The sequence below is a fragment of the Microbulbifer sp. S227A genome (assembly GCF_049800935.1).
On record NZ_JBNAFZ010000002.1, the window covers coordinates 546,153 to 571,385 of the forward strand.

Sequence of the window (25,233 nt, forward strand, 5' to 3'; positions counted from 1 at the left end):
GCCACGCGCAACCACAGCTTGCCCCTTGCTCGAAAAACCGATAACCCGCTGCCGATCCAAGTGGAGAGGAACCCCAATGTCTGCGCCCAAGAAAGTCGTGCTGGCCTATTCCGGCGGTCTGGATACGTCGATCATCCTGAAATGGCTGCAAACCGAATACGGCTGCGAGGTCGTGACATTCACCGCCGATCTTGGCCAGGGTGAAGAGCTTGAACCCGCGCGCAGCAAGGCCGAGATGATGGGCGCGAGCGAGATCTATATCGAGGACCTGCGCGAGGAATTCGTCCGCGATTTCGTGTTCCCGATGTTTCGCGCCAATGCGCTCTACGAAGGGCTCTACCTTTTGGGCACGTCGATCGCCCGCCCGCTGATTTCCAAGCGCCTGGTCGAGATCGCCGCCGAAACCGGCGCGGATGCCGTGGCGCATGGCGCAACCGGCAAGGGCAACGACCAGGTGCGTTTCGAACTGGCGGCTTATGCGCTGAACCCGGACATCACGGTTGTCGCCCCCTGGCGCGAATGGGACCTGTCGAGCCGCACCAAGCTGCTCGATTTTGCCGAAAAGCACCAGATCCCGATCGCCAAGGACAAGCGTGGCGAGGCTCCGTTCTCGGTTGATGCGAACCTGCTGCACACCTCGTCCGAGGGCAAGGTGCTCGAGGATCCGGCCGAAGACGCGCCCGATTACGTCTATCAGCGCACCGTGCACCCCGAAGATGCGCCGAACGAACCCGAATTCATCGAAGTCGGCTTTGAACAAGGCGACGCCGTCAGCATCAATGGCGAGGCGATGAGCCCGGCCACCATCCTGACCCGCCTGAACGAACTGGGCGGCAAGCATGGTATCGGTCGTCTCGACCTGGTCGAGGGGCGTTTTGTCGGGATGAAGTCGCGCGGCATCTACGAAACGCCGGGCGGCACCATCCTGCTCGAGGCGCATCGCGGCATCGAACAGATCACGCTGGATCGCGGTGCCGCACACCTGAAGGACCAGATCATGCCGCAATATGCGGAACTGATCTATAACGGCTTCTGGTACAGCCCGGAACGCGAGATGTTGCAGGCGCTGATCGACAAGAGCCAGGAACATGTCACCGGCACCGTTCGCCTGAAACTGTACAAGGGCCTTGCGCGCACCGTTGGCCGTTGGTCGGAGATGTCGCTCTATTCCGAAGAGCATGTCACGTTCGAGGACGATGCCGGGGCCTATGACCAGAAGGACGCCGCCGGGTTCATCAAGCTCAACGCGCTGCGCCTGCGGCTGATCGCGATGCGGAACCGCCGCCTCAAATGACCGGTGAAACCGACGCCGACCTGTTCATCGAAGCACAGGACACCGTTTGGGCGTCGGTGAAATCGGAACTGACCGGCGGTCGGAAAACCAGCCACTGGATGTGGTTCGTGTTCCCGCAACTGGCGTCGCTGGGCCAATCGCACATGGCCCAGCTATATGGCATTCACAACCTCGCCGAGGCGCAGGCCTATCTGGATGATCCAACCCTGCGCGCGCGATTGCTCGAAGTTGCCCGGTTGGTGCTGGCCCACGATGACAAAACCGCCGAGGCGATTTTCGGCGCGACGGACGCGTTGAAATTGCGGTCTTCCATGACGCTGTTTGCCGCGGTTCCGGGCGCGCCGGACGCGTTTTCGCGCATCATCGATACCTTTTTCGACGGCGTGCCCTGTCCGCTGACAACCGAGGCGCTTGCGGGTTAGAGCGCCACCGATTTCAGCCTGTTGTAATGCTTCATCGCCGCGTCATAGACATCTTCGAGATGTTCGGGCACATGCGGCAACGGCCCTTCGGCGGCGGCAAAACCGGTGCTTTTCCAGACCGACCCGTACCAATGCGGCGCCCAGGCTCCATCTTCGGGATGACCACCGCGCGGCCATGACAGCATCTTGGGCGTATAGGGCAGGCCGATGGCCTTGCACAGCCGTTTCAGCATCTTGTCCGGGTCTCTGCGGATGTCGGTGCTGTCGATCACCACCGGGCTGCCTTGCCAGCTGTTCACTTCGTCAAACAGCTCGGATTGCTGCGCAAAGCCGATATCGTGCAGCGTCGGATCCTCGCGTTTGGCAGCATAGCTGGCAATGACCCGCGCGGGATGCCGTATCAGGAACACGTTGACCATGCCACGCATCCAGTCGCGCGACACGCCGGGCACCATGTGGTGGGTCATGTGTTTCTGGTAAAAATGAGGCACATCGTTCGGAATCGGGCCGGTGATCGTATTGACCACCGCGCCGGGATCGGTGGATTGCGCCGCGAGAATCGTCTCGCGCATGGGATGATCCAACCCGGTTGCCGCGAGATATGCGGCATAGAACGGCTCATCCACCACGGCACAATCGCCACGTGCGCCGAATGAATACATCATCGCCGTCGACAGGTTGCGCGGCCCCGACCACATCGCGATCCGCATCAGGCACATTCCCTTTCAATCAGACCCTTGTAGAGCGCGCGAATCCGCTCGGTCACGGGGCCAATCTCACCCGTGCCGATCACCCGGCCATCGATCGAGCCAACCGGCGTTTGCGCTCCGAATGTACCTGTCAGGAATGCCTCTTGCGCGCCATAGGTGTCAACAAGGCTGTAGTTACGCTCGTGGACGGGAATGCCATCGGCACGGCAAAGGTCGATCACCTTTTGCCGGGTGATGCCGTTCATGCAGTAATCCCCGGTACTGGTCCAAACCTCGCCCTTGCGGACGATAAAGAAATTGCAGGCATTGGTCGTGTTCACGAACCCGTTGACGTCCAGCATGAGCGCCTCGTCCGCCCCTGCCTTTTCCGCCGCGATACAGGCGAGGATGCAGTTCAGCTTGGAATGGCTGTTCAGCTTGGGATCCTGTGTCATCGGCAATCCGCGCAGGTGCGGAACGGTGGCAAGCCGGATGGGGCGGGGCAGTTGCGGGCGTGAATGCTCCATGATGATCACCATGGTCGGCCCCGACCTGCTCAGCGAAGGGTGCTGGAACGGACGCATCTTGACCCCGCGCGTCACCATCAGCCGGGCATGGGCATCGGTCTGCATGTCATTGGCCCGCTGCGTTTCACGCAATGCGGCGATCACCCCGTCGCGGTCCATGCCGATATCAAGGTCGATGGCCCGGGCGGCTTCGAACAGGCGGTCCATATGTTCGTCCAGAAAGGCCCAGCTCCCGTTATAGAGCCGCAACCCTTCCCAGACCCCGTCGCCCAGCATGAAGCCGCTGTCATAGACGCTGACGGTGGCCTGCGCCCGGGGTTTGAGCTCACCATCCACGTAAATGCGAATGTCCTCGTTCCGGGCATCCTCCTCGGCCTGATGGGTCGACATCTTATCCGTCATCATACACTCCCGAACCGCCATTTGCAGGGCTTGCCAGTCACCTTCCGTCACCACGGCGTGACTTTTCATGTCATCGTCTTGCCCGGTCTGCGGCAACAAGACAACCTGTGCCGTGAAGGAGGCCGCCATGACAAGATTGAACAGGTTCAAACCGATTCTTCTCACCATCCTGATCGCCACGGCATTCTGGATCAAAGGCCAGGGCGCGAGCGCCGCCGAACCCCAGACCCTGACCGTGGCGGGTGGCTGTTTCTGGTGTGTCGAGGCCGATTTCGAAAAGGTCGACGGAGTGCTGGACGCGGTATCCGGCTATGCCGGCGGGACCACGGTGAACCCGACCTACAAGCAGGTGACAAAGGGGGGCACCGGGCATTACGAGGCGGTGCGCCTCACTTTTGACCCGGATGTCATCAGCCGGGAGAGATTGCTCGGGATGTTCCTGCGCTCGGTGGATCCCACCGATGCGGGCGGGCAATTCTGTGATCGTGGCGACAGCTACAGAACCGCGATATTCGTCTCTAACAAGGCGGAACAGAGTCTGGCGCAGGGTGCGATCGACAACGCACAGGCCGAATTGGGGCAACCGATCGTCACGCCGATTCTCTCTGCCGGCCGGTTTTACCCGGCGGAAGCCTATCATCAGGATTATTACAAGGGGACGTCGCTGGTTCTGACCCGGGCCGGTCCCAAGACACAGGCCAAGGCTTATGAATTCTACCGCAAGGCCTGTGGTCGGGACGCGCGGGTCAAGGCGCTTTGGGGCAAGGCGATGGGCTAGCGGGGCAAGGGCGCCCTGCTCAGCCGCCCATCAACATGGTCCACCAGATCTTGCCGCTGGAATCCTGATACCAGGAGAACCCCATGTCACGGGCACTCGGGTCCATGATCACTTCCCGGGTTCCTGTCACTTCCATCCAGGCGGCCAGGGTTTCCAGCTCGGTCTCGTAGGTCTCCGAGATGTTCTCGCCCAGCATCGTGCCGGGATAACCGGCGCGCTGCGCCCGGTCGATGGGCGAGGAGCCGTCAGACCCGAAATGCCAGGGGCGGTTCTGTACCGACATGTCGCGCGAATGGGTCGCGGCGGCGGCGTTGAGCTGGGAGTTCAACTGTACCGGCCCGGCCCCGGCGGCCGACCGCAGGGCATTGACCGAATCGAGCACGCGAAACTGGATGTCCGCGGACTGGCTGTTGCGGATCTTGTAGACCTTGGGCAGGGGCAGGCCATCTGCGCCGACGCCACCCGACGTGGAGGGCGCATCACAGGCAGAGAGCACCAGCAAACCGGTCAGCAAAAGAGAAACGATGCGTATCATGGGATATCCCGACCTCTGAGTTCCCTTGCAATTACCCCGAAGCGCCGCGATGCGCAAACCGACACTGGCCGTCCCGAGCGGCCGAGACCCTGATTGATTTGCGACTGCGGCATTCTGGCCATATGATTCGTACGATTCGGTATGTCGACGTAACGCAGGTGATCGATATGAAATACAAGCAAAATACGAAACAGACACGCCGCAGCTTTCTGGCCACGGGCGCGGCCTTTGCCGGTGCGCCACTTTTCGCTCAGGATGACGTCGAAGAGTACGACCCGCTGCGCCCGCCCCCGGAACCTGAACCGCCGGTGCGGCGCAATATCTCGAGTTTCCGCTCGGTGGATTGGCGACCCCATTTCCGCTCGCTGAAAAACGGGGCGATCCTGGTCGATACGCGGTCGCGCGCGCTGCATTTCTGGTCAGAAGATCAAACCGTCTACAAACTCTTCCCCTCCAGTGTACCGCTGACCGAAGAGATGACCCGGCGCGGGCGCACCAGCGTCATCCGCAAGGTTGTCGGCCCCGGCTGGAGCCCCACCCCGTCGATGCGCAAGCGCAACCCGGAATGGCCGGCCTATATCCCGCCGGGGCCGGATAACCCGTTGGGAACGCACGCTTTGTACCTGAGCTGGAAATACTATCGCATCCATGGCACCCACGATACGCGCAAGATCGGGCGGCAATCATCCAACGGCTGTATCGGGCTCTACAACAACCATATCGAAGAGCTCTACGGGATGACCAAGGTGGGCACGCAAGTGTTGCTAATTTGACGACATTGGTGGGTTCGTGGGGTTTCCCGCGTAAACAACAGTTTGCAATCGATGCACATTGCTGCATAGAAAAAAACACGAGGTAAGTCATGGTGCGCGGTTCGTTTGACTGAACCGTGCTAACTCTGGAGGTTAATATGAAGAAACTCGTTCTCGCTGCTGCACTGGCTGCTGCTGCTTCGACCGCAACTGCTGGCAACCTGGCAGATCCCGTCGTGGAAGCACCGGTGATCGTTGAAGAAACCACCAGCTCTTCCAACGGCATCTGGCTGCCGCTGCTGCTGCTGGTTCTGGTTGGCGCAGCTGTCGCTTCCAGCTAATCACTGGCATCAGACTGGGAAAAAGGCGGTGGTTTCCACCGCCTTTTTTCTTTGCGCGGCCCCGATGGCTCAGTCGATCCAACCCGAGAGATTCTGCTCGATGACCCCGGCAAGCGCCGCAATATGCGCGTCATCGTCGTTCAGGCAGGGGATATAGGTAAAGCTCTCGCCGCCCGCCTCGATGAAACTGTCGCGGATTTCCTCGTTGATCTCTTCCAGTGTTTCGATGCAATCCGCCGAAAAGGCCGGAGCGCATATGGCGATGTTCCTGGTGCCATTGCGGGCCAGTCGGGCCACCTCGTCAACCGTGTAGGGTTTCAGCCATTCTTCCGGGCCAAAGCGGGACTGGAATGTCGTGGTGATATCACCCTCGGCCCAGCCCAGCCGCTCTTTCAAGAGCCGCGTGGTTTTCTGGCATTGGCAATGGTACGGATCACCCTCGGTCAGATACCGTTCCGGAACCCCGTGATAGGAACAGACCAACAGATCGGGGCGCCTCTCAAGGCCCGCATAGGCCCGCTCGACCGACCGGGCCAGGGCATCGATATAGGCAGGCCGGTCGAAATAGGGCGCGACCGTACGGGTGACCGGCTGCCATTTCTCATCCATCAAGGCGCGAAAGAACGCATCATTGGCGGTGGCCGAGGTGGCCCCGGCATATTGCGGATAAAGCGGAAAGAACAGGATCTTGCGGCACCCGGCCTCGATCATCGACCGCACCCGCGATTTCGTGGACGGATTGCCATAGCGCATGCAGAAATCCACCATCACCCGATCCCCGTAACGATCACCCATGGCGCGGGCGATCTTGGCGGTCTGATCCCTGGTGATCGTCATAAGCGGGCTTTCCCCGGCCACGTCGTTCCAGATCGATTTATAAGCCGCCCCGCTGGTGAACGGACGCTTGGTCAGGATGATCAGCTGCAACAAAGGTTGCCACTTCCACGACGGATAATCGATCACCCGCTTGTCTGACAGAAACTCGCCCAAATAGCGCCGCATGGACCAGTAATCGTAATTGTCGGGCGTCCCGAGATTGGCCAGCAGCACGCCGATCTTTTCCGGTGGCAGGCCGGGGTGATCGGTGGGGGCGTGCGCGGGACGGCTTGGTGTGGCGGGCATGGCGTATCCTGATGGCGGGCGTTTCTGTGCAGATAACTGCTTTTGCCTGCGGGTCAATCCGACAGTTTGGTTTCCTGCGTGCCGAGCGCGTCGGCAAGCCGGGTCCGGGCCGATCCGGGTCTGAGCGGTTGCGGCTGGCTGTCATCCGGCGACCAGCCGGTCAGGCAGATCAACTCGAACGTCGCGGGCAGATAACCGTCATCGGTGCCGAATTCGTCTCGGTACAGGGCCTGTGCAAGGGCGAACAGGCCGCGGGCCGTCGGACGGCGCAACCGCCCGGCAAGCGCATTGGCCTCGCCCATGTCGCGCAGGTCATGCATCAGATGCGCCAGGTTGCGATACTTGGCGATCGACGCATGGCTGTCGGCCACCGGCAGGGTCAGACCGGCCCGCTGCAACAACGCGCCGGCTTCGCGGATTTCCGCCATCGGCGCGACGCGCGGAGAAATCCCTCCACTGGCCCGGCTTTCCGCATCGGTCAGCACCGCCCGCAATTCGTGCAGCGTACGCCCCCCGAGCAAGACCCCGAGAAACAGCCCGTCAGGTGCCAGAGCGCGGCGGCACTGGATGATCTGCCCGACCGGATCATTTGCCCAATGCAGGCACATCGCGTGTATGACCAGATCATGCGCGCCAAGCGTCAAATCCAGCGTTTCGCTATCGGGCACAAGCCTGGCCTCGGGGAAGCAATCGCGCCAGAATTCGGGGAATCCGGTCACGATGGCGACGGATCTAAAGACCCTGTTAACCATGGCAAGGCGATCCTTGACCTCGTCCACCGCAAGCTGTTGCAGGAAGAGATCGTCGGAACGTGCACGGCGGCGATGGCGCAGCAACGCATCGTGGTCGAATATTCGGGGCGCATGATTCATGGGCGGAACCTAGTTCGATGTTGGCAAGGATTCAAACGGCTGTCGCGCTCTTGTACCCGCCGCGCTGCCTGGGCTGTGGCGTCCTGGTCGAAAGCGACTTTGGCCTGTGCGGGTCTTGTTGGCGGCAGACCTCGTTTGTCGGCGGCACCGTGTGCGAGTCCTGCGGCATCGCCCTGCCCGGCGCGCATGATGGGCACCGGGTCGAATGCGACGATTGCATGGGGCATCCGCACCCGTGGTCGCATGGGCGCGCGGCGCTGGTCTACGAGGGGCGTGCGCGGCAGATGATCCTGGCGCTGAAGCACGGGGACCGCCCCGAGATTGCCCGCCCTGCCGGGCGCTGGATGGCCCAGGCGGCCCGGTCGATTCTGGTACCGGACATGATCGCGGTGCCCGTCCCGCTGCATTGGTCGCGCCTGTTGAAACGGCGGTATAATCAATCCGCCCTGCTCGCCCAATCGGTGGCGCGCACGCTTGGGATCGAGCATTGCCCCGACCTGCTCCAGCGGGTCAAGCGCACCCCGATGCTCGAAGGGAAGACCCCCGACCAACGGTTCGGCACGCTCGCGGATGCCATCCGCATTCACCCGAATCGCGCGGCGCGGTTGCGGGGCCGCGCGGTTCTGCTGATTGATGATGTCATGACCACCGGTGCCACTTTGGGCGCCTGCTCTCGGGTTTGTGCGGCAAACGGCGCAAAAGATGTACGGGTTCTGACACTGGCACGAGTTGCAAAGGATGCTTAGATCATCGAAAACGTGCTCACATATCCGAGGTATCCGAATGCAACCGGTCGAAATCTATACATCGCCACTTTGTGGCTACTGCCATGCCGCCAAACGCCTGCTGGATCAGAAAGGCGTGGATTTCTCTGAAATCGACGTGCTCGCCAATCCCGAGCGCAAGCCCGAGATGATCCAGCGTGCCCAGGGCGGGCGCACGGTGCCGCAGATCTTTGTTGGCGATCTGCACGTGGGGGGCTGTGACGACCTTTTTGCGCTGGAACGCGCCGGCAAGCTCGATGCGTTGCTGACCGCCGCATGAAGGTCGCGCTGATTCAGCTCAGCTCCTCGGACGATCCGCAGGAAAACCTTGCCCGAACGCAGGATTACATCGCCAAGGCGGCCGATGCCGGGGCCGGTTTCGTGCTGACCCCCGAAGTGACAAATTGTGTCTCGACCAGCCGCCGGCATCAGAATCAGGTGCTGATGCATGAAGATGCCGACACCACCCTCGCCGCCCTGCGTGCGCAGGCCGCGGACCAGAAGATCTGGCTGCTGGTCGGTTCGCTCGGGCTCAAGACAGGCGATGCTGACGGGCGTTTTGCCAACCGGTCGCTGCTGATTGGCCCGGATGGGCAGATCAAGGCGCGATATGACAAGATCCACATGTTCGACGTCCAGGTGACGCCGGAGGAAACCTATCGCGAATCCGACGGCTATCGCCCGGGAACCCGTGCGACCGTTGTCGATACGCCCTTTGGCAAAGTCGGCATGAGCATCTGTTATGACATCCGGTTTCCGCACCTGTACCGCGCGCTGGCACAGGCAGGCGCGCGCATCCTGACGATTCCGGCGGCGTTTTCTTATGTCACCGGGGCGGCCCATTGGCACAGCCTGTTGCGGGCCCGCGCGATTGAAACCGGGTGTTTCGTACTGGCACCGGCGCAAACCGGCACCCATCCAAGCAGCACCGGCAAACCGCGCCAGACCTATGGCCACAGCCTCGCCGTATCGCCCTGGGGCGAGGTGTTGCTCGATGCGGGCACCGAGGCCGGTGTGTTCACCTTTGACATGGATATGACCGCCGTCGACGACGCCCGGCGCAAGGTGCCTTCGCTGACCCATGACCGCGTGTTCGAGGGCCCGTAACGATGCTGTGCCATGGCAGATGACACCAATGCCCTTGCGGTCACGCTGTTCAGCGAAATGCTCGCGGCGGATCAATTGCTGCGCAACCGGCTGAGCAAGGTGCTGCCCAAGGGCATGGAGATCTCGCATTTCTCGGTGCTCAATCACCTCGCGGTCATTGGCAATGAAAGAACCCCCGCCCAATTGGCCGACACGTTCCATGTCACGCGCGGGGCCATGACCAATACGCTGGGCAAGCTGGAGCTTGCCGGTTATGTCCATATCCGCCCCGATTGGGACGACGCCCGGCGCAAGCTGGTCGCGATCAGCCCGGCAGGCCGCCAGGCGCGCGAACAGGCGATTTCCGCCCTGACGCCGGTGATCAACCAAGTTGTGGCCGAACTGGGAACCGGCAATGTGCGGGCGGTGCTGCCGGTATTGCGCGATTTGCGCATGCGGCTTGAAACCATGGATTGAGTTTTCGCCACCTGCAACTGTGGCATTTTTGTCGATTTCATGAAGATTGTGCAACGGTTTTGTGACCGCTGGAAACATAGACCAAAATCTTAATGATTTGATGCCTAATTATGCATATTATTTATGTCATAGTTTTGGGAGGAACGAGATGCTTCGTACAATTCTCATCGGCACATGCGTTTTGATTCAGGGCACCTTTGTTCGCGCGCTTCCTGATGGCCGCATCGCGGTCCGGGTCGGATCGAACGAATTCATGGGCAAGCCGGTCAACCCGGCCATCTGATCAATCGCCACCGTCACATGACAAAAGGGCGCGCTCGCCATGAGCGCGCCCTTTGTTGTTCCTGAGGGATATGCCGCGTTCCGCGCACGGTGTGTCACCATTGGCGCGAAACGCTTGCGCGTATCAATCCAGCGAGCGAGTCACTTCTTCGCGTTCGAAGATTTCGATCACATCCGCCGGGCGGATATCGTCGTAATTCTCGAACGCCATGCCGCATTCCTGGCCCGACTGGACCTCGGACACCTCATCCTTGAACCGCTTGAGCGTCTTCAGCGTGCCTTCGTGGATCACCACGTTGTCACGCAGCAGGCGCACACCGGCACTGCGGCGGGCGACGCCTTCGGTCACCAGACAGCCGGCCACCTTGCCAACACCCGTCACCTTGAACACTTCCTTGATCTCGGCGTAACCGATGAATTTCTCGCGGATCTCGGCGCTCAGCAGGCCGCTGGCGGCAGCTTTGACATCATCCACGAGGTCATAGATCACCGAGTAATAGCGGATCTCGACGCCTTTCTGGTTGGCCGTGTTGCGGGCACTCGCGTTGGCACGGACGTTAAAGCCCATGATCGGCGCGTTGCTGGCCTCGGCCAGCCCCACATCGGTTTCGGTGATGGCCCCGACACCCGAATGCAGCACGCGCACACGCACCTCTTCGTTGCCGATCTTTTCCATCGCCTGCACGATCGCCTCGGCAGACCCCTGAACATCCGCCTTGACCAGAATCGGCAGCTCGCTGACATTCTCGTCCGCCTTGGCATTGGCCATGAGCTGTTCCAGGGTCGTCGCGGCACCGGCAGCGGCGCGTTTTTCCTTGGCCAGGTTGGCGCGGTAATCCGCGATCTCGCGGGCCTGCGCCTCGGTGTCGACCACGTTCAGAACGTCACCGGCCTCGGGCGTGCCGTTCAGGCCAAGCACCTCGACGGGAACCGACGGGCCGGCTTCCTTGACGCGCTTGCCCTTGTCGTTCTCCATCGCACGCACCTTGCCCCACTGTTCGCCGACGACAAAGATGTCGCCCTGGCGCAGGGTGCCGTTCTGCACCAGAACCGTCGCCACCGGACCCCGGCCCACGTCAAGCTGGGCCTCGATCACCGCGCCCTGTGCGGCACGGTTCGGGTTGGCCTTGAGTTCGAGGATTTCGGCCTGAAGCGAAATCGCCTCGAGCAGCTGGTCCAGACCGGTGCCGTTAATCGCCGATACCTCGACATCCTGCACTTCGCCGGACATCTTTTCGACGATCACCTCATGTTGAAGCAGGTCGGTGCGCACCTTGTCCGGGTTCGCGTCCGGGCGGTCGATCTTGTTGATCGCCACGATCATCGGAACCTCGGCCGCCTTGGCGTGGTTGATCGCCTCGATGGTCTGCGGCATCACCGCGTCATCCGCGGCCACCACCAGAACAACGATATCGGTCACCTGGGCACCGCGCGAACGCATCGACGTAAACGCCGCGTGGCCGGGCGTATCAAGGAAGGTCAGCAGCTGGCCGTCTTCGGCTTTGACCTGGTAAGCCCCGATATGCTGGGTGATGCCCCCGGCTTCGCCAGACACGACCTTGGCATTGCGAATCGCATCGAGAAGCGAGGTCTTGCCGTGGTCAACATGACCCATCACGGTGATGACCGGCGGGCGTGGCTTCAGATCGGTTTCGGCATCATCGATCTGGGTGATGACGTCTTCCACATCGGCGTCCGAGACCCGGACGACCTTGTGGCCGAACTCTTCGATGATCAACTCGGCGGTGTCCGCGTCGATGGTCTGGTTCTGGGTCACCATCATGCCCATGTTCATCAGCGACTTGACGACTTCGCCAACGCGTTCTGCCATGCGGTTCGCCAGTTCGGAAACCACGATCGCCTCGGGCAGCTGAACATCACGCACGACCTTTTCGCGCTCGACGCTGCCGCCCATCGCCTTCTGGCGCGCGCGTTCCTGCTTGCGTTTCATTGCGGCCATCGAGCGTTGCCGCCCGCCTTCACCGCCACGCAGCGCCTGGTTCAGGGTCAGCTTGCCAGACCGGCGCCCGTCATCGTCGCGCCCCTTGCCGCGCGTGTTGCGCTGGTCGCGCTCGCGGTCGGTCTTGCGCGGGCCGGGTGTTGCCGGTTTGCTTGCCGTGCGTGGCGCGGATGCCGCATCCGGCGTTGCCGCGGGGGCCGCGGCGGCGCGTTTCGCGGCCTCTTCCGCCTGCTGGCGCTGGCGTTCTTCCTCGGCCGCCTTGGCCTTGAGCGCCTCTTCGCGTTCGCGCTCTTCGCGTTCCTTGGCCTCGGCTTCGGCACGGCGGCGTTCGCGCTCTTCGGCGCGGGCGCGTTCTTCCGCCTCGCGCGCCGCGGCCTCTTCGGCCTCGCGCGCCTTGGCCGCCTGAAGCGCCTTCAGCCGCCGCTCCATTTCCGCATCGGTGATACCGGCAGGACGCCGGGACGGATCCCCGGCAGGTGTCGACATCGGAGACCCGGACTTGCCCGCACCGGGCTTGGGAACCACAACGCGCTTGCGCTTGGTTTCGACCACAACATTCTTGGTCCGACCGTGACTGAAACTCTGCTTCACGTTCCCCGGACGGGACCCCCCGCGCAGACCCAAGGTCTTTTTGCCGTCAGTATCGCTCATAAAGCTATTTATCCTTCCAGGCGGCCCTTGCCGCCTTCCGTTTTGCGCACACCCCGCAACCGCTGTGCTTCCTCTACAACACGTTGAGCGAGTCCGCCAGAGGCGAGCGCCGCATGTATCACAGTTTCGCGCCCAAAGGCCAATCCCAGCTCATCTGCGGTCAACCAGCCGATGTAGTGGCCGAAATGGGGCGTACTCAGTTTCGACTTTCCCCGGCCCGAGCCATCCACGGCCTGCACCAGGATCAATGCCTCTTCCTTGGACAACCAGTCCTTTACCTTTTCATAGCCGGCAACGGCGGCACCGGATTTGCGCGCCAGGCTGATCAGGTCGATCACCCGCCGCGCCAGTTGCCGTTCCACTTCGTCGGTCAGCCCCTCGGGGACCTGGACCTTGGTCTTGAGCCCGCGCGCGAACAGTTTCCTGGCGACCGCCAGGTCCAGCGCCGCGCGATCTGCGGCCACGTAGACGCCCCGCCCCGGCAGCTTGCCCAGAATATCGGGCACAACCTGCGCATCGGGGCCAAGCACGAACCGGATCAGCCCGTGCTTTGGCTGAACTTCGCCGGTGGCCATGCACTTGCGTTCCGGGCCATCCGACCGATCCTTGTGAGCGCCACCGCGACTCATGTTGCGCGTACCGGGGCCTGAAATCAGGCCCCGACCTCCGAGGTCTGCTCGTCAACGCCCGGGTCTTCGCTCGCTTCCTCTTCTTCGGCTTCCAACTCGGCCGGGTCAACCCATCCCAACAGGATACGCGCCGTCATCACGAGGTCTTGCGCCTCTTCCAGCGACATGTCGAACGGCTCAAGGATACCATCATCCTTGACCCGTTCACCATCGATCGTGGTCCAACCGCCGGCCAACTCCCAATCCGCACAGGTCGCGAAATCTTCGAGCGTCTTGACGCCATCCTTGGCCAGCGCCTCAATCATCTGGGGTGTCAGCCCCTCGAATTCAACCAGGCTGTCCTCGACACCCAATGCGCGGGCATTGTCCAGGGCCGCCTTGGCCTGTGCTTCGAGGTGCTCGCGGGCGCGGGTTTGCAGCTCTTGCGCCGTGTCCTCGTCGACCCCGTCGATCACCAGCAATTCGTCCAGCTCGACATAGGCAACCTCTTCGAGATTGGTAAAGCCTTCGGAAACCAGCAGCTGGGCAAAGAACTCGTCCAGATCCAGCGCATCCATGAACAGCTGGGTGCGGATTTCGAATTCCTTCTGGCGGCGTGCGCTTTCCTCTTCCTCGGTCATGATGTCGATATCCAGACCGGTCAGCTGGCTGGCCAGGCGCACGTTCTGACCACGACGGCCAATGGCGAGCGACAGCTGCTCTTCCGGCACCACCACCTCGATGCGCTCGGCCTCTTCGTCCAGAACCACCTTGGTCACTTCCGCCGGTTGCAGCGCGTTCACGAGGAAGGTCGGCTGATCTTCGTTCCACGGGATGATGTCGATCTTTTCACCCTGAAGCTCGTTCACCACCGCCTGGACCCGGCTGCCGCGCATACCGACACAGGCACCGACGGGATCGATGCTGTTGTCATAAGAGATCACGGCGATCTTGGCACGGCTTCCGGGATCGCGGGCAACCGCCTTGATCTCAATGATGCCGTCATAGATCTCGGGCACTTCCATCTTGAACAGCGCCGCCATGAATTCCGGCGCGGTGCGGCTCAGGAAAATCTGCGGCCCGCGCGGCTCGCGGCGCACATCCTTGATAAAGCAGCGGATCCGGTCGTTCGGACGATAGCTTTCGCGACCGATCTTCTCGTTGCGGCGCAGGATCGCCTCGCCGGTGCCCACGTCCACGACGACGTTGCCGTATTCCTCGCGCTTGACCACGCCGTTGATGATCGACCCGGCGCGATCCTTGAACTCTTCGTACTGGCGGTCACGCTCGGCCTCGCGCACGCGTTGCAGGATCACCTGCTTGGCGCTCTGGGCGGCGATACGGCCCATTTCGACCGGCGGAACCTCTTCGATGAACTGGTCGCCGATCTTGGGATCGGCCATGTATTGCTTGGCCTGCTCGACGGTGAATTCGGCCTGGTAGTTTTCAAGCTCTTCGTCCTCGACCACGGTGCGCACGCGGGTAAAGGTCGCCTTGCCGGTCCGGCGGTCGATGGACACGCGGATGTCCATTTCCGCGCCATAGCGGCTCTTGGCGGCGCGGGCGAGCGATTCTTCCATCGCCTCGACGACCAGCCCGGGGTCGATCATCTTTTCGCGCGCCACGGCCTCGGCCGTTTGCAGCAACTCGAGCTGGTTGGCGGATGTAATGGCCATCAGTTGTCCTCCTGAGCAGACTCTTCGGTCTCAATCTCGTCAAATTGGTCTTCGTTCAATGCGCCCGCCGCCTTGCGCTGGCGCAGCATTTCCTTGATCAGATCGTCGGTAAGCACCAGCTTGGCATCGCTCAGCCAGTCGAAATGCAGCCCGATCGTGCCTTCGGGAATGTTGATCAGCACCTCGTCACCGTCGATGCCGGCCAGCTCGCCCTTGAACCGCCGCCGCCCGTCGATCAGTTCGGTGGTTTCGATCTTGGCCTCGTAGCCTTCGAACATGTCGAAATCCTTGAGCCGCGTCAGCGGCCGGTCGATTCCCGGGCTCGACACTTCAAGCGCATAGGCGTCTAGGATCGGGTCTTCGACATCCAGCGTCGCGCTCACCGCGTTGGACACCTCGGCGCAATCATCCACCTCGATCCCGCCGCCGGGGCGGTCGACCATGATCTGCAACGTGGTCTGCTTGCCGCTCATCAGTCGCACACGCACGAGTTCGAACCCCAGGTCCTCGACCACGGGAGCGATGATTTCGGCCAGTCGCCGGTCTATCGCGGCTTTCGCAATCAGATCGTTCATCATGTCTTTCTTCCAGGGCGCGGGCATAAAAAAACGGGCCCGCGGCCCGTCATGTTTTCCGGTGGAGCCTCGGGACCAGAGCCCGACGCGCCGCTGTTGAAGAACCATATACGCAAGCCTTGGCGAATCTGCAACCCCTGATGGGGCGCACCCCGCGCCGGCGTACCGTCAGCCCAGCCACCAACGCTCGGCCAGGCGACCATCATCCAGCAGGCCGGCACCGATGGCGCGCGGCCGCCCCACGGTCTTGCGCATCGCCAGGGCCATGTCTTCGGAGGACGGGTGAAAAACCAGGTCCGGCAGACCGCGCAGGGCCTCGGCGCGGGGAATCGCTGCAATATCAACATAGCCGTCGCGCAGGGCTTCGGCTCGCACCGCCGCATCCGGGATGACCACGGCCTCGACCGTATCCACCCATCCCGCATGACCCGCCTTGTAGTGATCGGCGACCCGGTGCCCGAGATATTGCCGGTCGTCCACGAGCCGTTCGGTCCGATAACTGCCGGTGCCAACCCCGTCGGCGCGCGCAATAACATGCATGGGCGACGCCAGCCGGAACGGCAGGTCGGGTCGCGCCGTGGCCAGCTCGATTCGCAGTTCTGCCGGCCCGGTCTGGTCTATCCGACGGGCATGTTCGAGCGTTTCCCCGAGCGAGGCGGCGACATCCGCGGCCCGCAGCGCGCTCCCGTCATGGAATGTCACGTTGTCCCGCAGGTCGATGAACCAGACCCGCCCCTGCGATTCGGCCCGCCATGCGGTGGCCAATTCCCCCTTGAGCGCGCCGTTCGGGGCGATTTCGGTCAGATTGTCAAAGGCCGCGCCCCGCGCCAGCGCCGCGAGATGCCCATCGCCGCGCGGCAGCGCGATCCGCAGGCGCCCGCCCTGGCGCGGCGCAGCATCAAGCGACACCCCCGTCGCCGCCAGCAGCGCCGCGGCGGCACCGGATGAAAACAGCGCGCGTCGGTCGAGTCTCGTCATGTCAGGCCATCGCCTCGGCGATCCGGTCCATCACCCGCACCAATTCCGCGCTGATCCCCGGTTCGGACAGCGCATGGCCCGCGTTGCTGATCAGCTTCAATTCGGCCGCCGACCATGCCTCGGCCAGTTTCCAGGCGGATGTTGGTGGACAGATCATGTCGTATCGACCCTGTACAATGACGCCGGGAATATGGGCGATCCGATCGATCCGGGCAAGGATCTGGCCATCACTTTCAAGAAACCCGTTATTGATGAAATAGTGGTTTTCAAGTCGCGCAAAGGCGCGCGCATAGTCTCCGGGCCCCTCGCCCGACATGCCGTTGGAATGGATCGAGGCCAGCGAGTTTTCCCACGCGGACCACGCCCGCCCATAGCGGGTTTCGACCGGCAGATCCCCCGAGAACAACCGGCGATGATAGGCACCGATCATGTCGTCGCGTTCCTCGTCAGGGATCAGCGCGGCAAACCGCTCCCATGCTTCGGGCCAGAATTTCCCCGCACCGCCGCCGTAAAACCAATCGAGCTCGGCCCGGGTCATCAGGAACACGCCCCGCAGGATCAGGTGCAACACCCGCTCCGGGTGCGCCTGTGCATAGATCAGCGACAATGTCGCGCCCCAGCTGCCACCGAACACCAGCCACGCGTCGATATCGAGCGTGCGACGAATCAGCTCGGCATCATCGACAAGATGCCAGGTGGTGTTGTTCACCACCGACGCATGCGGGCGCGAGCGGCCACAGCCACGCTGGTCGAACAGGATGATGCGATAGAATTCCGGATCGAAATACCGGCGCATCGCCGGGCTGCAACCGCCACCGGGTCCGCCATGCATGACAACAACCGGCACCCCCGCCGGGTTGCCGCATTGCTCGACATAGATCGTGTGACCATCGCCCGTTTCCAGCATTTTCTGGTCATACGGGTCGATTGGCGGGTACAGGTACTGTACTGCGCGCTTTTGGTCCGGGTATTTGTCCATGCGAGTCCTATATGATGCGTGAGCGTTAAAAGAGCACATGGAGACAGGAATGCAAGCGTCCCCAAATACGGTTGATCCGGCGGAAGTCGCCAAATTCGAGGCAATGGCCGCCGAGTGGTGGGATCCGGCGGGCAAGTTCAAGCCGCTGCATATGCTCAACCCGTGTCGACTCGACTATATCACGGCTCAGATCGCGGGTGAATTCGACCGCGATCTTGCGACGCCACGCCCGTTCGCGGGGCTGCGCCTGCTCGATATCGGTTGCGGTGGCGGGCTGCTGTCGGAACCGATGGCGCGGTTGGGGGCCGAAGTTGTCGGCGCGGATGCGGCCGAAGGCAACCTGCCGGTGGCCCGCGTACACGCCGCGCAATCCGGGCTCGAGATCGACTATCGCCACACCACCGCCGAGGCGCTGGCCGAGGCGGGTGAACGGTTCGACGTGGTGTTGAACATGGAAGTGGTCGAGCATGTCGCCGACCCGCTGGCCTATCTTACCGCGTGCATGACACTTCTGAAACCCGGCGGGCTGCACCTGTGCTCGACCATCAACCGCAATTCCAAGTCCTACATGATGGCCATCGTCGGTGCCGAAGTCGTGATGCGCTGGCTGCCACGCGGCACCCATGAATGGTCAAAATTCATCACCCCGGACGAGCTTTTTGACCTGCTGACCCAAGCTGGCCTGACCCCGGTTGACCGCAAGGGTTTTGTGTTCAACCCGATCACCTGGGGGTGGAGCATCTCGCCGCGCGATCTCAGCGTGAATTACGTGACGGCCAGCACCCGGCCCTGACAGACAGTTACGCCAGCAACTGCCCCCCGGACTTTCCCGTGATCGTCGCCCTGACGATCTGGCCTTCCGGCCGGGGCGCGGCAAAGCGGACCTCGGTGAACTGTTCGGTGCGCCCCATGTGGTCGTTTTCCATCAGGACCTGATGGGTTTTGCCGATCTGTGCCGCAAGATGGCGCTCGACCCGCCGCGCGCCCTCGGCCCGCAACCGCGCCGCGCGATCCTTGATGACGGCCCCGTTCACCTGATTGGGTATCCGCGCCGCCGGTGTCCCTTCGCGCCGCGAATAGGGAAACACGTGCAGCCAGGTCAGATCGCAATCACGCACCAGTTTCACAGAGTTCTCGAAATGCGCCTCGGTCTCGGTCGGGAAGCCGGCAATGATATCCGCGCCAAAGGTCATGTCGGGCCGCACCGCGCGGGCCTCCTGCACGAAACGGATCGCGTCGTCGCGCAGGTGGCGGCGCTTCATCCGCTTGAGGATCAGGTCATCGCCATGTTGCAACGACAGGTGCAGATGCGGCATCAGGCGCGGTTCGGTGGCTATCGCCGTCATCAGGTTTTCATCAACCTCGATACTGTCGATCGAACTGATCCGCAGCCGGGGGAGGTCGGGAACCAGCTTGAGAATGCGCATCACGAGGTCGCCCAACCGCGGCTGTGCGGGCAAGTCGGCGCCCCAGCTTGTCAGGTCAACCCCGGTCAGAACCACCTCGTGATAGCCCCGGTCTACCAGACGCTTGATCTGGTCCACGACCACGCCCGCAGGAACGCTGCGCGAATTGCCCCGGCCATAGGGGATGATGCAAAAGGTACAGCGATGATCACAGCCGTTCTGAACCTGCACATAGGCGCGTGCGCGGGTGCCAAACCCGTCGATCAAGTGCCCCGCCGTTTCGGTCACCGACATGATGTCGTCAACCTGCACCGGCTCCGTGCCGAAATCCCCGGCCAGCCCGGCCCAGGTCTTGGCCTGCATCTTTTCGGTGTTGCCGATGACCGCATCGACCTCGTCCATCCGGGCAAAGGAGTCGGGATCGACCTGCGCCGCGCAACCGGTGACGATCAGGCGCGCATTCGGGTTCTCGCGCCGCATCCGGCGAATTTCCTGCCGCGCCTTGCGCACTGCCTCGGCCGTCACCGCGCAGGTATTGACGATGACCGCATCCGACAGCCCTGCCTGCGCCGACAGTTCTTTCATCGCCTCGGTTTCATAAGCGTTGAGCCGGCATCCCAGCGTGGCAAATTTCGGTGCGTTCATTGAATGCTGTCCAGGAATTGCGCGCTGAGACGTCCCGAAAAAACTGTCATCGTCGCCCCGATCATCCACACCCCGTCGTCGCGCCAATCGACCATCAGGCTGCCGCCATCCAGATCGATCCGTACCGCGCGCCCGGTCAGACCGCGCCGCGCCGCAGCCACCGCCGTTGCACAGGATGACGACCCCGACGCAAGGGTTACGCCGACCCCGCGCTCCCAAACCCGCATCCGGATGTGATCGGGCGCGATCACCTGCGCCACCTGCACATTGGTGCGTTCGGGATAAAGCGGGTGATGTTCATAGCGTGCGCCAAACTCGGCCAGCGGGATCGCCTCGGCATCCGGAACGAAAAACGTGCAATGGGGATTGCCCATGCCGGTCGCAACCGGCGCGCCTTCGATCGGCAGTTCCAGCGTATCCATCGCCTCGGCCAGCGGAATTTCTTGCCAGTCAAGCTGCGGCTTACCCATGTTGACCGCCGTCTGCCCCGCCCCGGCATCCTCGGCCAGCAAGACGCCCCGTTCCGTCGTCAGGCGCAGGTTCGATTTGCCGCTCTCATCCATCAGATAGCGCGCGATACAGCGCGTGGCGTTACCACAGGCCGCCGAGGTCGACCCATCCGCGTTGTAAAACGTCAGATGCGCATCCCCGTCCCCGGTGCCGATCAGCGCAAGCTGATCGAACCCGACACCGAAATGCCGATGCGCGATCGCCCTGGCCAGAACCGGCGTGATTCGCCAGTCCTGCGCCCGCGCGTCCACAACGACAAAGTCATTGCCCAGCCCGTGCATTTTCATGAAGGGCAAACCAGTGTCCAAAGAGTCGTGCATGAGCGCGATATATCCACACCGCGACAGAGAATCCAGTGCAACCGCAAGAAACTGTCAATCAGGGCTTGACCGGGCCCCAGTGGTTTTCTAGGTAGGCCGCCATGCCGCTCAGAGGATTCGTTCTCACCGGCAGAATATGCAAATTATGCGGTTGATCCCACCGGAGAGATTGTCATAGAGAGCAGCACGGATCAGATACGATCCGAAACAGAGTGGGCCGTTAGCTCAGTTGGTAGAGCAACTGACTTTTAATCAGTGGGTCGCAGGTTCGAATCCTGCACGGCTCACCACTGCAACCGATTGATCGGAAACGAAAAACCGCCGAGCAAAAGCCTGGCGGTTTTCGCGTTTTTCAAACATTTTTCAAACATGCGGTACGACTGGCCGTCGCTGCGATTGTTAACGCTTTGGTAACCTACTTCTGTCTACGATTTCCTAAGATGCTGACTTCGAGCGAAAATTTGTCAGCAAGACAGGGTTTGGATGGACGTGAACCAGTTTCGGGAGATCAAGGACGGCGACTGTGTGAGCAGAGTATTCAACCTGCCACTTGGGACGTTCGACGGCGATCCAATGCACATGGATGCCCCGCCAACGAGCGATTGGCATCCTCTACCTGAACGGTTCCTTGAAGGCCTCGACTTCGCGTCGAAATTCATTGGCACCGCAAAGGGCCGCAGCGCCTGTTGGCGAAAGGTTGAATTTGCGCACGTGATGAGTGGCAAGATTTTTGCGACGAACAACTTGTTGATTGTCGAGCGTGATATAGGCAGGTGCGATCTTGCCTGCCTTCGAGCAAGCGACCTTCCTGAAAGCTGTGAAAATCGCGTCTGGGATGAAATTCATCCATGACGGCGACCATTCACGTCTTCTGTTCAAAGGCGAGAACATAAGAGGCATCGCCGCTTCAAGACACCGGGTGCAGTCATGAAGACAGCGGCAGATGGGTTGTTCTTCCACCCGGACGGTGCGTCTGCCGGCGACGTGCTCAAACGCATGGCCGCAGGGACAACGAACTACAACCTTGACGACCCATTCGTGCCCGCCATCGCCGAGACGATACAGGCGCTTGAGAAGCTCGAAGGGCAGATCATTCGCGCCGAGGAACGGCTCAATAGACTGAGACATGCGAAGATTCAGGCCGAGAAGCGCCTTTCGGAACAGCAGGCAGCGGCCGAGCGATTTGCCGAGTCAGGCGAGATCGACACAACGCTGATGCCTTCCGTGGAGGCTCTCGCCGAAGCCGAAGCGAAGAAGCAACGGGAAGAAATCAAGAAGGCGGAAGCCAAAGAATTCGTTCTTTCCGATGACCTGAAAGAGGCGGGCTGGAAGGCAGACAAGACGATCCGTGTAACCGACACCGAGATCATAGTCACAATCCGCAGGAAACGCACCGATACTCCCGTCGATGTCGAACAGGTCAAAAAGCGGATCGCGAAGGTGGTCGAGAATGCCATGCAGCCGTACCGCGTAAACGACTCCCACTACCGCCGTGTCCTGCGCGAACATAGGCCCCGTCAGGCTCTTGGAAGCCCGAGTGGCTGTGGAACCAGTAAGTGCCAGCCTGTTCGATCGGAAAGCGGTAGGTGAAGGTTTCGCCCGGCTTGATTCCGTTGAAGCTGATGCCTGGAACGCCGTCCTGCTGGAACGGCAGGATCAGGCCATGCCAGTGGATGGAGGTGCTTTCACGCAGATTGTTCTTCACGCGGATAACGACGTCTTCGCCTTCCTGAAAGTGCAGGACGGTCGGAGTCTGGCTGCCATTGTAGCCGATCCCGTTTTTCTTGAAGGTTCCGGTGTCGATCCGGACCTTGTCGACTGTGATGTCGTAAGTGCCAGCTTGCGCGGGCAGGCCGAGGGCAAGCCCCAGCACTACGGCGAGAGGCCGCAGAAAATTTATGTGTTTCATGTGTTTTCCGTGAGCGCGGACCAATCGATGGCCTCGCAAAGAGGAGATCACTGTTGAGCAGTGAAGGGAGGGAGAAGGATCAGATGGGCCGGAGGTTTGAACCTGAAAAGGCCACAAATGATGGGATTGCCTGACGTAGCCACTCCGGCAACGCCGCAATCAACGCCAGACAGGCGCGATCAGGACAGAGGAGGTCGAAGGAAGGAGAGAAGAACGGACTGCAAAGCCATGCTCGGTTCAGCCGGATGCAAGTCCGAGATCCGAAAATCTTTGTGCAGGTCAACAGCAGAAATATTTCCAGATTGATCTGTGCAAGCAACGCTGCCGCAATGAAGCAGCCCCATTGGCGTGGGTTGTTGCTCGGTCTCGAAGGAGGCGTCGATCACTTGATCTTGGAAGACGGGTATCTGTTCACAATGCGCATGTTGAGCCACAGGCTCCGCACAATGTTCGGCCATCGGCATCACATGCGCGAATGCACTCGAAACAACGAGCTGCAATGCAACAAGAATGATGAAGAACCTACCGAGCACACAGTTTCCTTTCGTCCACTGACAACAAACACTTTCCGGTGGTCAGTCGTCAACTCGGAAAGAGCCATCCAGTAGCTGGAAGCTCACGACTTTGTGAAAATCAGCGTGTTAAGATCGGCATCCGCTTTTTGCGCATTGCTGCCGCTGCTCGTGTCGAACGATGCATGTGCTGCGAACGGCAGGAAAATCCCGCAGTGCGGTCCTTTACAGGATGTTACATGCGGTCAGCGCGTTTGGCCCCGTCTTCGATTTGTGGATAATTGGGAAATGTTACGATGCGGTTGTCGCGCGCGGAACTCGAACTGTCGTACCCCGTGCAAGAACGCCAAACCGTGGGATCCCACGAGCGCGGGCGTCATCGTTCAGAAACAGGCAGTAAATACCTCAAGATATCTGGTTGTTACTATCTGGCGGCGATAGAGCGGATACCATCGCCGAAGCCGCGTCGAAACACAGATGAACTGTGTGAGGCTGGCGGGGGAAAGACCCATTGCGAGGAACTCTGCCCCGTAGGACACAGAAACCCAACTCTGCATCGCCACTCTGAACCGCCCTCGGCATAGCTGGCACCGAAGCTGTTGAATCAGGACACTTAACTTAGGACAAAGGAGAGCAAGCCCCCAACTGCTTCGCGCACCAACGCCACGGGTTAGCACAAAATTGGAGATGGCCAAATGCGCCGTTGGATGGGTTTACTCGGCAAGCGATAAACTCCTTCTATTGCAAGCCTTGGACGACATGGGATGTCCTATGGTTATTGCGAGCCACGGAGTTGGATCCATGGCCCTTCCCAGATGAATAAAACATCCAAGAGAAATGTTACCTTTATTCTGCAAGCTACACTGAAAGCTTCAAAGCTGCAGAACTCATTCACTGTAGCAATTTCCGTAGCAAATGCTGTAGCAATTCTGAGCCCACCCACACCGAAAACCCTTATATACTCATGTTTTTAAGGGAAATTGAGTATATCCGCTTCGGATAAATGGTGCCCGGGGGCGGAATCGAACCACCGACACGAGGATTTTCAAACCGAAGCTTATTGATAGGGCTCAACCGCTTAGGTTCCAAAAATATGTCAAACCCACCACGGCGCATCAAGCACTTAGCGGCGAATTGTCAAACCTTGCCCCTGAGGCCATCCGATGAGCTGGCGGGTGGCCAATGCGTGTGCTGAGCGGAAGTTCGGGAGTCCGACGCGCAAGCAGATCATCATGTTCTTGGCGGACAAGGCCTCGGACGATGGGTCAGGCATCTGGTGTTCGAAGGGGACAATCCAGCGGCATACTGAACTGGGCGAGACCACGGTCAAACGGACGATCCGGGACTTCCTGAAGGAGGGCATCCTGGTCGAGACTGGGGCGCGGGGCTGCAAGAACGGGTTCACGGTCGTTTACCGGATCGACCTGGCGCGGATCGAAGCTTTGGAACTCACTGCTGAACCCGATATCGAGACGGGGGCCACAGTGGACCCCGTCCAGACTGGACCCGGAACGGGGGCCACAGTGGCCGGGGTACCGGGGCCACCACGGCCCCCAAACCATCCTAAAACCATCCATAAACCTCCTACGCGCGAGCGCGTGGCGGTGGAGGACGAAGAAGCTGAGAAGGTGTTGGCGGCCTACCCACCGGACAGAGTCCGGGGGAAGGCTGAGTGTCTCAGTCGGATCAGGGAAGCCTTGGACGCCGGGACGGAGGCCGAGGACTTGTTGCAGGCCGTGAAGACCTACGCCACGGAGAGCGCGGGTTTCACCCGGTCGAAGGTCTGTTTTTCCGACAACTGGTTCAAGTCTGGGCGATGGCGCGCCTATGTCGAGGACATCGCCAAGGGACGAGAAGAGACGAAGGCGAAGGAGGCTGAGATGTTGGCAGGCTTGGCGAACTGGGTCACAGACAAGCATCCGCTGTGTCGACACATCACACCCGGCCAGGTCGACGCACTCTTGGCCGCTGAGCTGGTGACACGAGACCAAATCCAGGCGGCAGGCCTCAGAGCATGACCAGCACCGGACCGACCGAAGCGCAAACAGCAAGGCGACCCATGTCATACGCTGGCGCTGCTGACACGGGACCTTGCGAGGGGCGGCAAGCCTCCCCTTCGAACCCCACCGGCGCGGGCAAAGCCCCCGCCAAAGAGCCGCTG

The 25,233-nt window shown here is 61.2% G+C and carries 28 protein-coding genes, 1 tRNA gene and 1 pseudogene; 15 read left to right on the top strand and 15 right to left on the bottom strand.

Annotated elements, in window-relative coordinates:
* Nucleotides 1–76 precede the first annotated feature (76 nt).
* Together ACP15R_RS07490 and ACP15R_RS07495 are read left to right on the top strand one after the other, a co-directional pair.
* Nucleotides 77–1,294: an argininosuccinate synthase gene (locus ACP15R_RS07490; RefSeq protein ID WP_424985772.1), complete on the top strand. Its 1,218-nt coding sequence runs from the start codon at nt 77–79 to the stop codon at nt 1,292–1,294.
* On the top strand, nt 1,291–1,716 hold the full coding sequence (locus ACP15R_RS07495; RefSeq protein ID WP_424985773.1) for a DUF1810 domain-containing protein: 426 nt from the start codon (nt 1,291–1,293) through the stop codon (nt 1,714–1,716). The genes ACP15R_RS07490 and ACP15R_RS07495 overlap by 4 nt, the downstream gene beginning before the upstream one ends.
* Here the strand turns inward: ACP15R_RS07495 and ACP15R_RS07500 are convergent.
* Both ACP15R_RS07500 and ACP15R_RS07505 read right to left on the bottom strand, forming a co-directional pair.
* Entirely contained in the window at nt 1,713–2,426 is a 714-nt protein-coding gene (locus ACP15R_RS07500) for an HAD family hydrolase (protein ID WP_424985774.1), read from the bottom strand. The two genes, ACP15R_RS07495 and ACP15R_RS07500, sit on opposite strands and share 4 nt — an antisense overlap.
* Complete coding sequence (locus ACP15R_RS07505) at nt 2,426–3,334, bottom strand: D-amino acid aminotransferase (RefSeq protein ID WP_424985775.1); 909 nt, start codon at nt 3,332–3,334, stop codon at nt 2,426–2,428. Before ACP15R_RS07505 ends, ACP15R_RS07500 begins: the two co-directional genes overlap by 1 nt.
* A gap of 127 nt (nt 3,335–3,461) precedes the next feature.
* Between ACP15R_RS07505 and msrA the strand changes: the two genes are divergently transcribed.
* On the top strand, nt 3,462–4,112 hold the full coding sequence (msrA, locus tag ACP15R_RS07510) for a peptide-methionine (S)-S-oxide reductase MsrA (protein ID WP_424985776.1): 651 nt from the start codon (nt 3,462–3,464) through the stop codon (nt 4,110–4,112).
* Nucleotides 4,113–4,131: 19 nt separating this feature from the next.
* Here the strand turns inward: msrA and ACP15R_RS07515 are convergent, their stop codons facing one another.
* Nucleotides 4,132–4,647 carry a CAP domain-containing protein gene (locus ACP15R_RS07515; RefSeq protein WP_424985777.1) on the bottom strand — a complete coding sequence of 172 codons (516 nt, stop codon included), beginning with the start codon at nt 4,645–4,647 and terminating at the stop codon, nt 4,132–4,134.
* Nucleotides 4,648–4,814: 167 nt separating this feature from the next.
* On the opposite strand from ACP15R_RS07515, the gene ACP15R_RS07520 reads away from it, so the two are divergent.
* Both ACP15R_RS07520 and ACP15R_RS07525 read left to right on the top strand, forming a co-directional pair.
* Complete coding sequence (locus ACP15R_RS07520; RefSeq protein WP_424985778.1) at nt 4,815–5,420, top strand: L,D-transpeptidase; 606 nt, start codon at nt 4,815–4,817, stop codon at nt 5,418–5,420.
* Nucleotides 5,421–5,557: 137 nt separating this feature from the next.
* A complete protein-coding gene (locus ACP15R_RS07525) occupies nt 5,558–5,740 on the top strand; it encodes a hypothetical protein (protein ID WP_424985779.1) in 183 nt (60 codons plus the stop codon).
* Between the two features lie 69 nt (nt 5,741–5,809).
* Here the strand turns inward: ACP15R_RS07525 and hemH are convergent, their stop codons facing one another.
* The gene (gene hemH, locus ACP15R_RS07530; RefSeq protein WP_424985780.1) at nt 5,810–6,862 is read right to left on the bottom strand and encodes a ferrochelatase; all 1,053 of its coding nucleotides are present in this window, start codon (nt 6,860–6,862) and stop codon (nt 5,810–5,812) included.
* A gap of 53 nt (nt 6,863–6,915) precedes the next feature.
* Nucleotides 6,916–7,734, bottom strand: coding sequence for an SAM-dependent methyltransferase (locus ACP15R_RS07535; RefSeq protein WP_424985781.1), 819 nt, complete (start codon nt 7,732–7,734; stop codon nt 6,916–6,918).
* Between the two features lie 17 nt (nt 7,735–7,751).
* On the opposite strand from ACP15R_RS07535, the gene ACP15R_RS07540 reads away from it, so the two are divergent.
* The 5 genes from ACP15R_RS07540 (at nt 7,752) to ACP15R_RS07560 (ending at nt 10,344) form a co-directional block, all read left to right on the top strand.
* The gene (locus tag ACP15R_RS07540) at nt 7,752–8,480 is read left to right on the top strand and encodes a double zinc ribbon domain-containing protein (protein ID WP_424985782.1); all 729 of its coding nucleotides are present in this window, start codon (nt 7,752–7,754) and stop codon (nt 8,478–8,480) included.
* Nucleotides 8,481–8,517: 37 nt separating this feature from the next.
* Nucleotides 8,518–8,778, top strand: coding sequence for a glutaredoxin 3 (grxC, locus tag ACP15R_RS07545; protein WP_424985783.1), 261 nt, complete (start codon nt 8,518–8,520; stop codon nt 8,776–8,778).
* Nucleotides 8,775–9,605, top strand: a complete 831-nt coding sequence (locus ACP15R_RS07550) for a carbon-nitrogen hydrolase family protein (protein ID WP_424985784.1) — start codon at nt 8,775–8,777, stop codon at nt 9,603–9,605. The genes grxC and ACP15R_RS07550 overlap by 4 nt, the downstream gene beginning before the upstream one ends.
* Before the next feature lie 12 nt (nt 9,606–9,617).
* A complete protein-coding gene (locus ACP15R_RS07555) occupies nt 9,618–10,061 on the top strand; it encodes a MarR family winged helix-turn-helix transcriptional regulator (RefSeq protein WP_424985785.1) in 444 nt (147 codons plus the stop codon).
* A 148-nt stretch (nt 10,062–10,209) separates the two neighbouring features.
* Complete coding sequence (locus ACP15R_RS07560; RefSeq protein WP_424985786.1) at nt 10,210–10,344, top strand: hypothetical protein; 135 nt, start codon at nt 10,210–10,212, stop codon at nt 10,342–10,344.
* A 123-nt stretch (nt 10,345–10,467) separates the two neighbouring features.
* Here ACP15R_RS07560 and infB read toward each other — a convergent pair whose 3' ends face one another.
* The 6 genes from infB to pip form a co-directional block, all read right to left on the bottom strand.
* Nucleotides 10,468–12,954 carry a translation initiation factor IF-2 gene (gene infB / locus ACP15R_RS07565; protein WP_424985787.1) on the bottom strand — a complete coding sequence of 829 codons (2,487 nt, stop codon included), beginning with the start codon at nt 12,952–12,954 and terminating at the stop codon, nt 10,468–10,470.
* A gap of 8 nt (nt 12,955–12,962) precedes the next feature.
* Nucleotides 12,963–13,583 (bottom strand): RNA-binding protein, encoded by a 621-nt coding sequence (locus ACP15R_RS07570; protein ID WP_424985788.1) that lies wholly within the window; start codon nt 13,581–13,583, stop codon nt 12,963–12,965.
* 23 nt (nt 13,584–13,606) lie between these two features.
* Nucleotides 13,607–15,238, bottom strand: a complete 1,632-nt coding sequence (gene nusA, locus ACP15R_RS07575; protein ID WP_424985789.1) for a transcription termination factor NusA — start codon at nt 15,236–15,238, stop codon at nt 13,607–13,609.
* Nucleotides 15,238–15,813 (bottom strand): ribosome maturation factor RimP, encoded by a 576-nt coding sequence (gene rimP / locus ACP15R_RS07580; protein ID WP_424985790.1) that lies wholly within the window; start codon nt 15,811–15,813, stop codon nt 15,238–15,240. Before rimP ends, nusA begins: the two co-directional genes overlap by 1 nt.
* Nucleotides 15,814–15,981: 168 nt before the next feature.
* Nucleotides 15,982–16,791, bottom strand: coding sequence for an ABC transporter substrate-binding protein (locus tag ACP15R_RS07585; RefSeq protein ID WP_424985791.1), 810 nt, complete (start codon nt 16,789–16,791; stop codon nt 15,982–15,984).
* Nucleotide 16,792: 1 nt separating this feature from the next.
* Complete coding sequence (gene pip, locus ACP15R_RS07590; RefSeq protein WP_424985792.1) at nt 16,793–17,770, bottom strand: prolyl aminopeptidase; 978 nt, start codon at nt 17,768–17,770, stop codon at nt 16,793–16,795.
* A gap of 49 nt (nt 17,771–17,819) precedes the next feature.
* On the opposite strand from pip, the gene ubiG reads away from it, so the two are divergent.
* Complete coding sequence (ubiG, locus tag ACP15R_RS07595; protein WP_424985793.1) at nt 17,820–18,563, top strand: bifunctional 2-polyprenyl-6-hydroxyphenol methylase/3-demethylubiquinol 3-O-methyltransferase UbiG; 744 nt, start codon at nt 17,820–17,822, stop codon at nt 18,561–18,563.
* Nucleotides 18,564–18,570: 7 nt separating this feature from the next.
* Here the strand turns inward: ubiG and mtaB are convergent, their stop codons facing one another.
* Together mtaB and dapF are read right to left on the bottom strand one after the other, a co-directional pair.
* Entirely contained in the window at nt 18,571–19,821 is a 1,251-nt protein-coding gene (mtaB, locus tag ACP15R_RS07600; RefSeq protein WP_424985794.1) for a tRNA (N(6)-L-threonylcarbamoyladenosine(37)-C(2))-methylthiotransferase MtaB, read from the bottom strand.
* Nucleotides 19,818–20,651, bottom strand: coding sequence for a diaminopimelate epimerase (dapF, locus tag ACP15R_RS07605; protein WP_424985795.1), 834 nt, complete (start codon nt 20,649–20,651; stop codon nt 19,818–19,820). The genes mtaB and dapF overlap by 4 nt, the downstream gene beginning before the upstream one ends.
* Before the next feature lie 214 nt (nt 20,652–20,865).
* Between dapF and ACP15R_RS07610 the strand changes: the two genes are divergently transcribed.
* From ACP15R_RS07610 to ACP15R_RS07620, 3 genes are all read left to right on the top strand, one after another.
* Nucleotides 20,866–20,941, top strand: a tRNA-Lys gene (locus ACP15R_RS07610).
* A 193-nt stretch (nt 20,942–21,134) separates the two neighbouring features.
* Nucleotides 21,135–21,503 (top strand): hypothetical protein, encoded by a 369-nt coding sequence (locus ACP15R_RS07615; protein WP_424985803.1) that lies wholly within the window; start codon nt 21,135–21,137, stop codon nt 21,501–21,503.
* A 75-nt stretch (nt 21,504–21,578) separates the two neighbouring features.
* Nucleotides 21,579–22,241, top strand: coding sequence for a hypothetical protein (locus tag ACP15R_RS07620; RefSeq protein ID WP_424985804.1), 663 nt, complete (start codon nt 21,579–21,581; stop codon nt 22,239–22,241).
* Here ACP15R_RS07620 and ACP15R_RS07625 read toward each other — a convergent pair.
* Nucleotides 22,159–22,416, bottom strand: a pseudogene (locus tag ACP15R_RS07625) (multicopper oxidase domain-containing protein); the annotation flags it as partial. The gene ACP15R_RS07620 and the pseudogene ACP15R_RS07625 sit on opposite strands and share 83 nt — an antisense overlap.
* Nucleotides 22,417–22,739: 323 nt before the next feature.
* Nucleotides 22,740–23,093 (bottom strand): hypothetical protein, encoded by a 354-nt coding sequence (locus ACP15R_RS07630; RefSeq protein WP_424985796.1) that lies wholly within the window; start codon nt 23,091–23,093, stop codon nt 22,740–22,742.
* 1,142 nt (nt 23,094–24,235) lie between these two features.
* On the opposite strand from ACP15R_RS07630, the gene ACP15R_RS07635 reads away from it, so the two are divergent.
* Nucleotides 24,236–25,090: a hypothetical protein gene (locus ACP15R_RS07635; protein ID WP_424985797.1), complete on the top strand. Its 855-nt coding sequence runs from the start codon at nt 24,236–24,238 to the stop codon at nt 25,088–25,090.
* Nucleotides 25,091–25,233 lie beyond the last annotated feature (143 nt).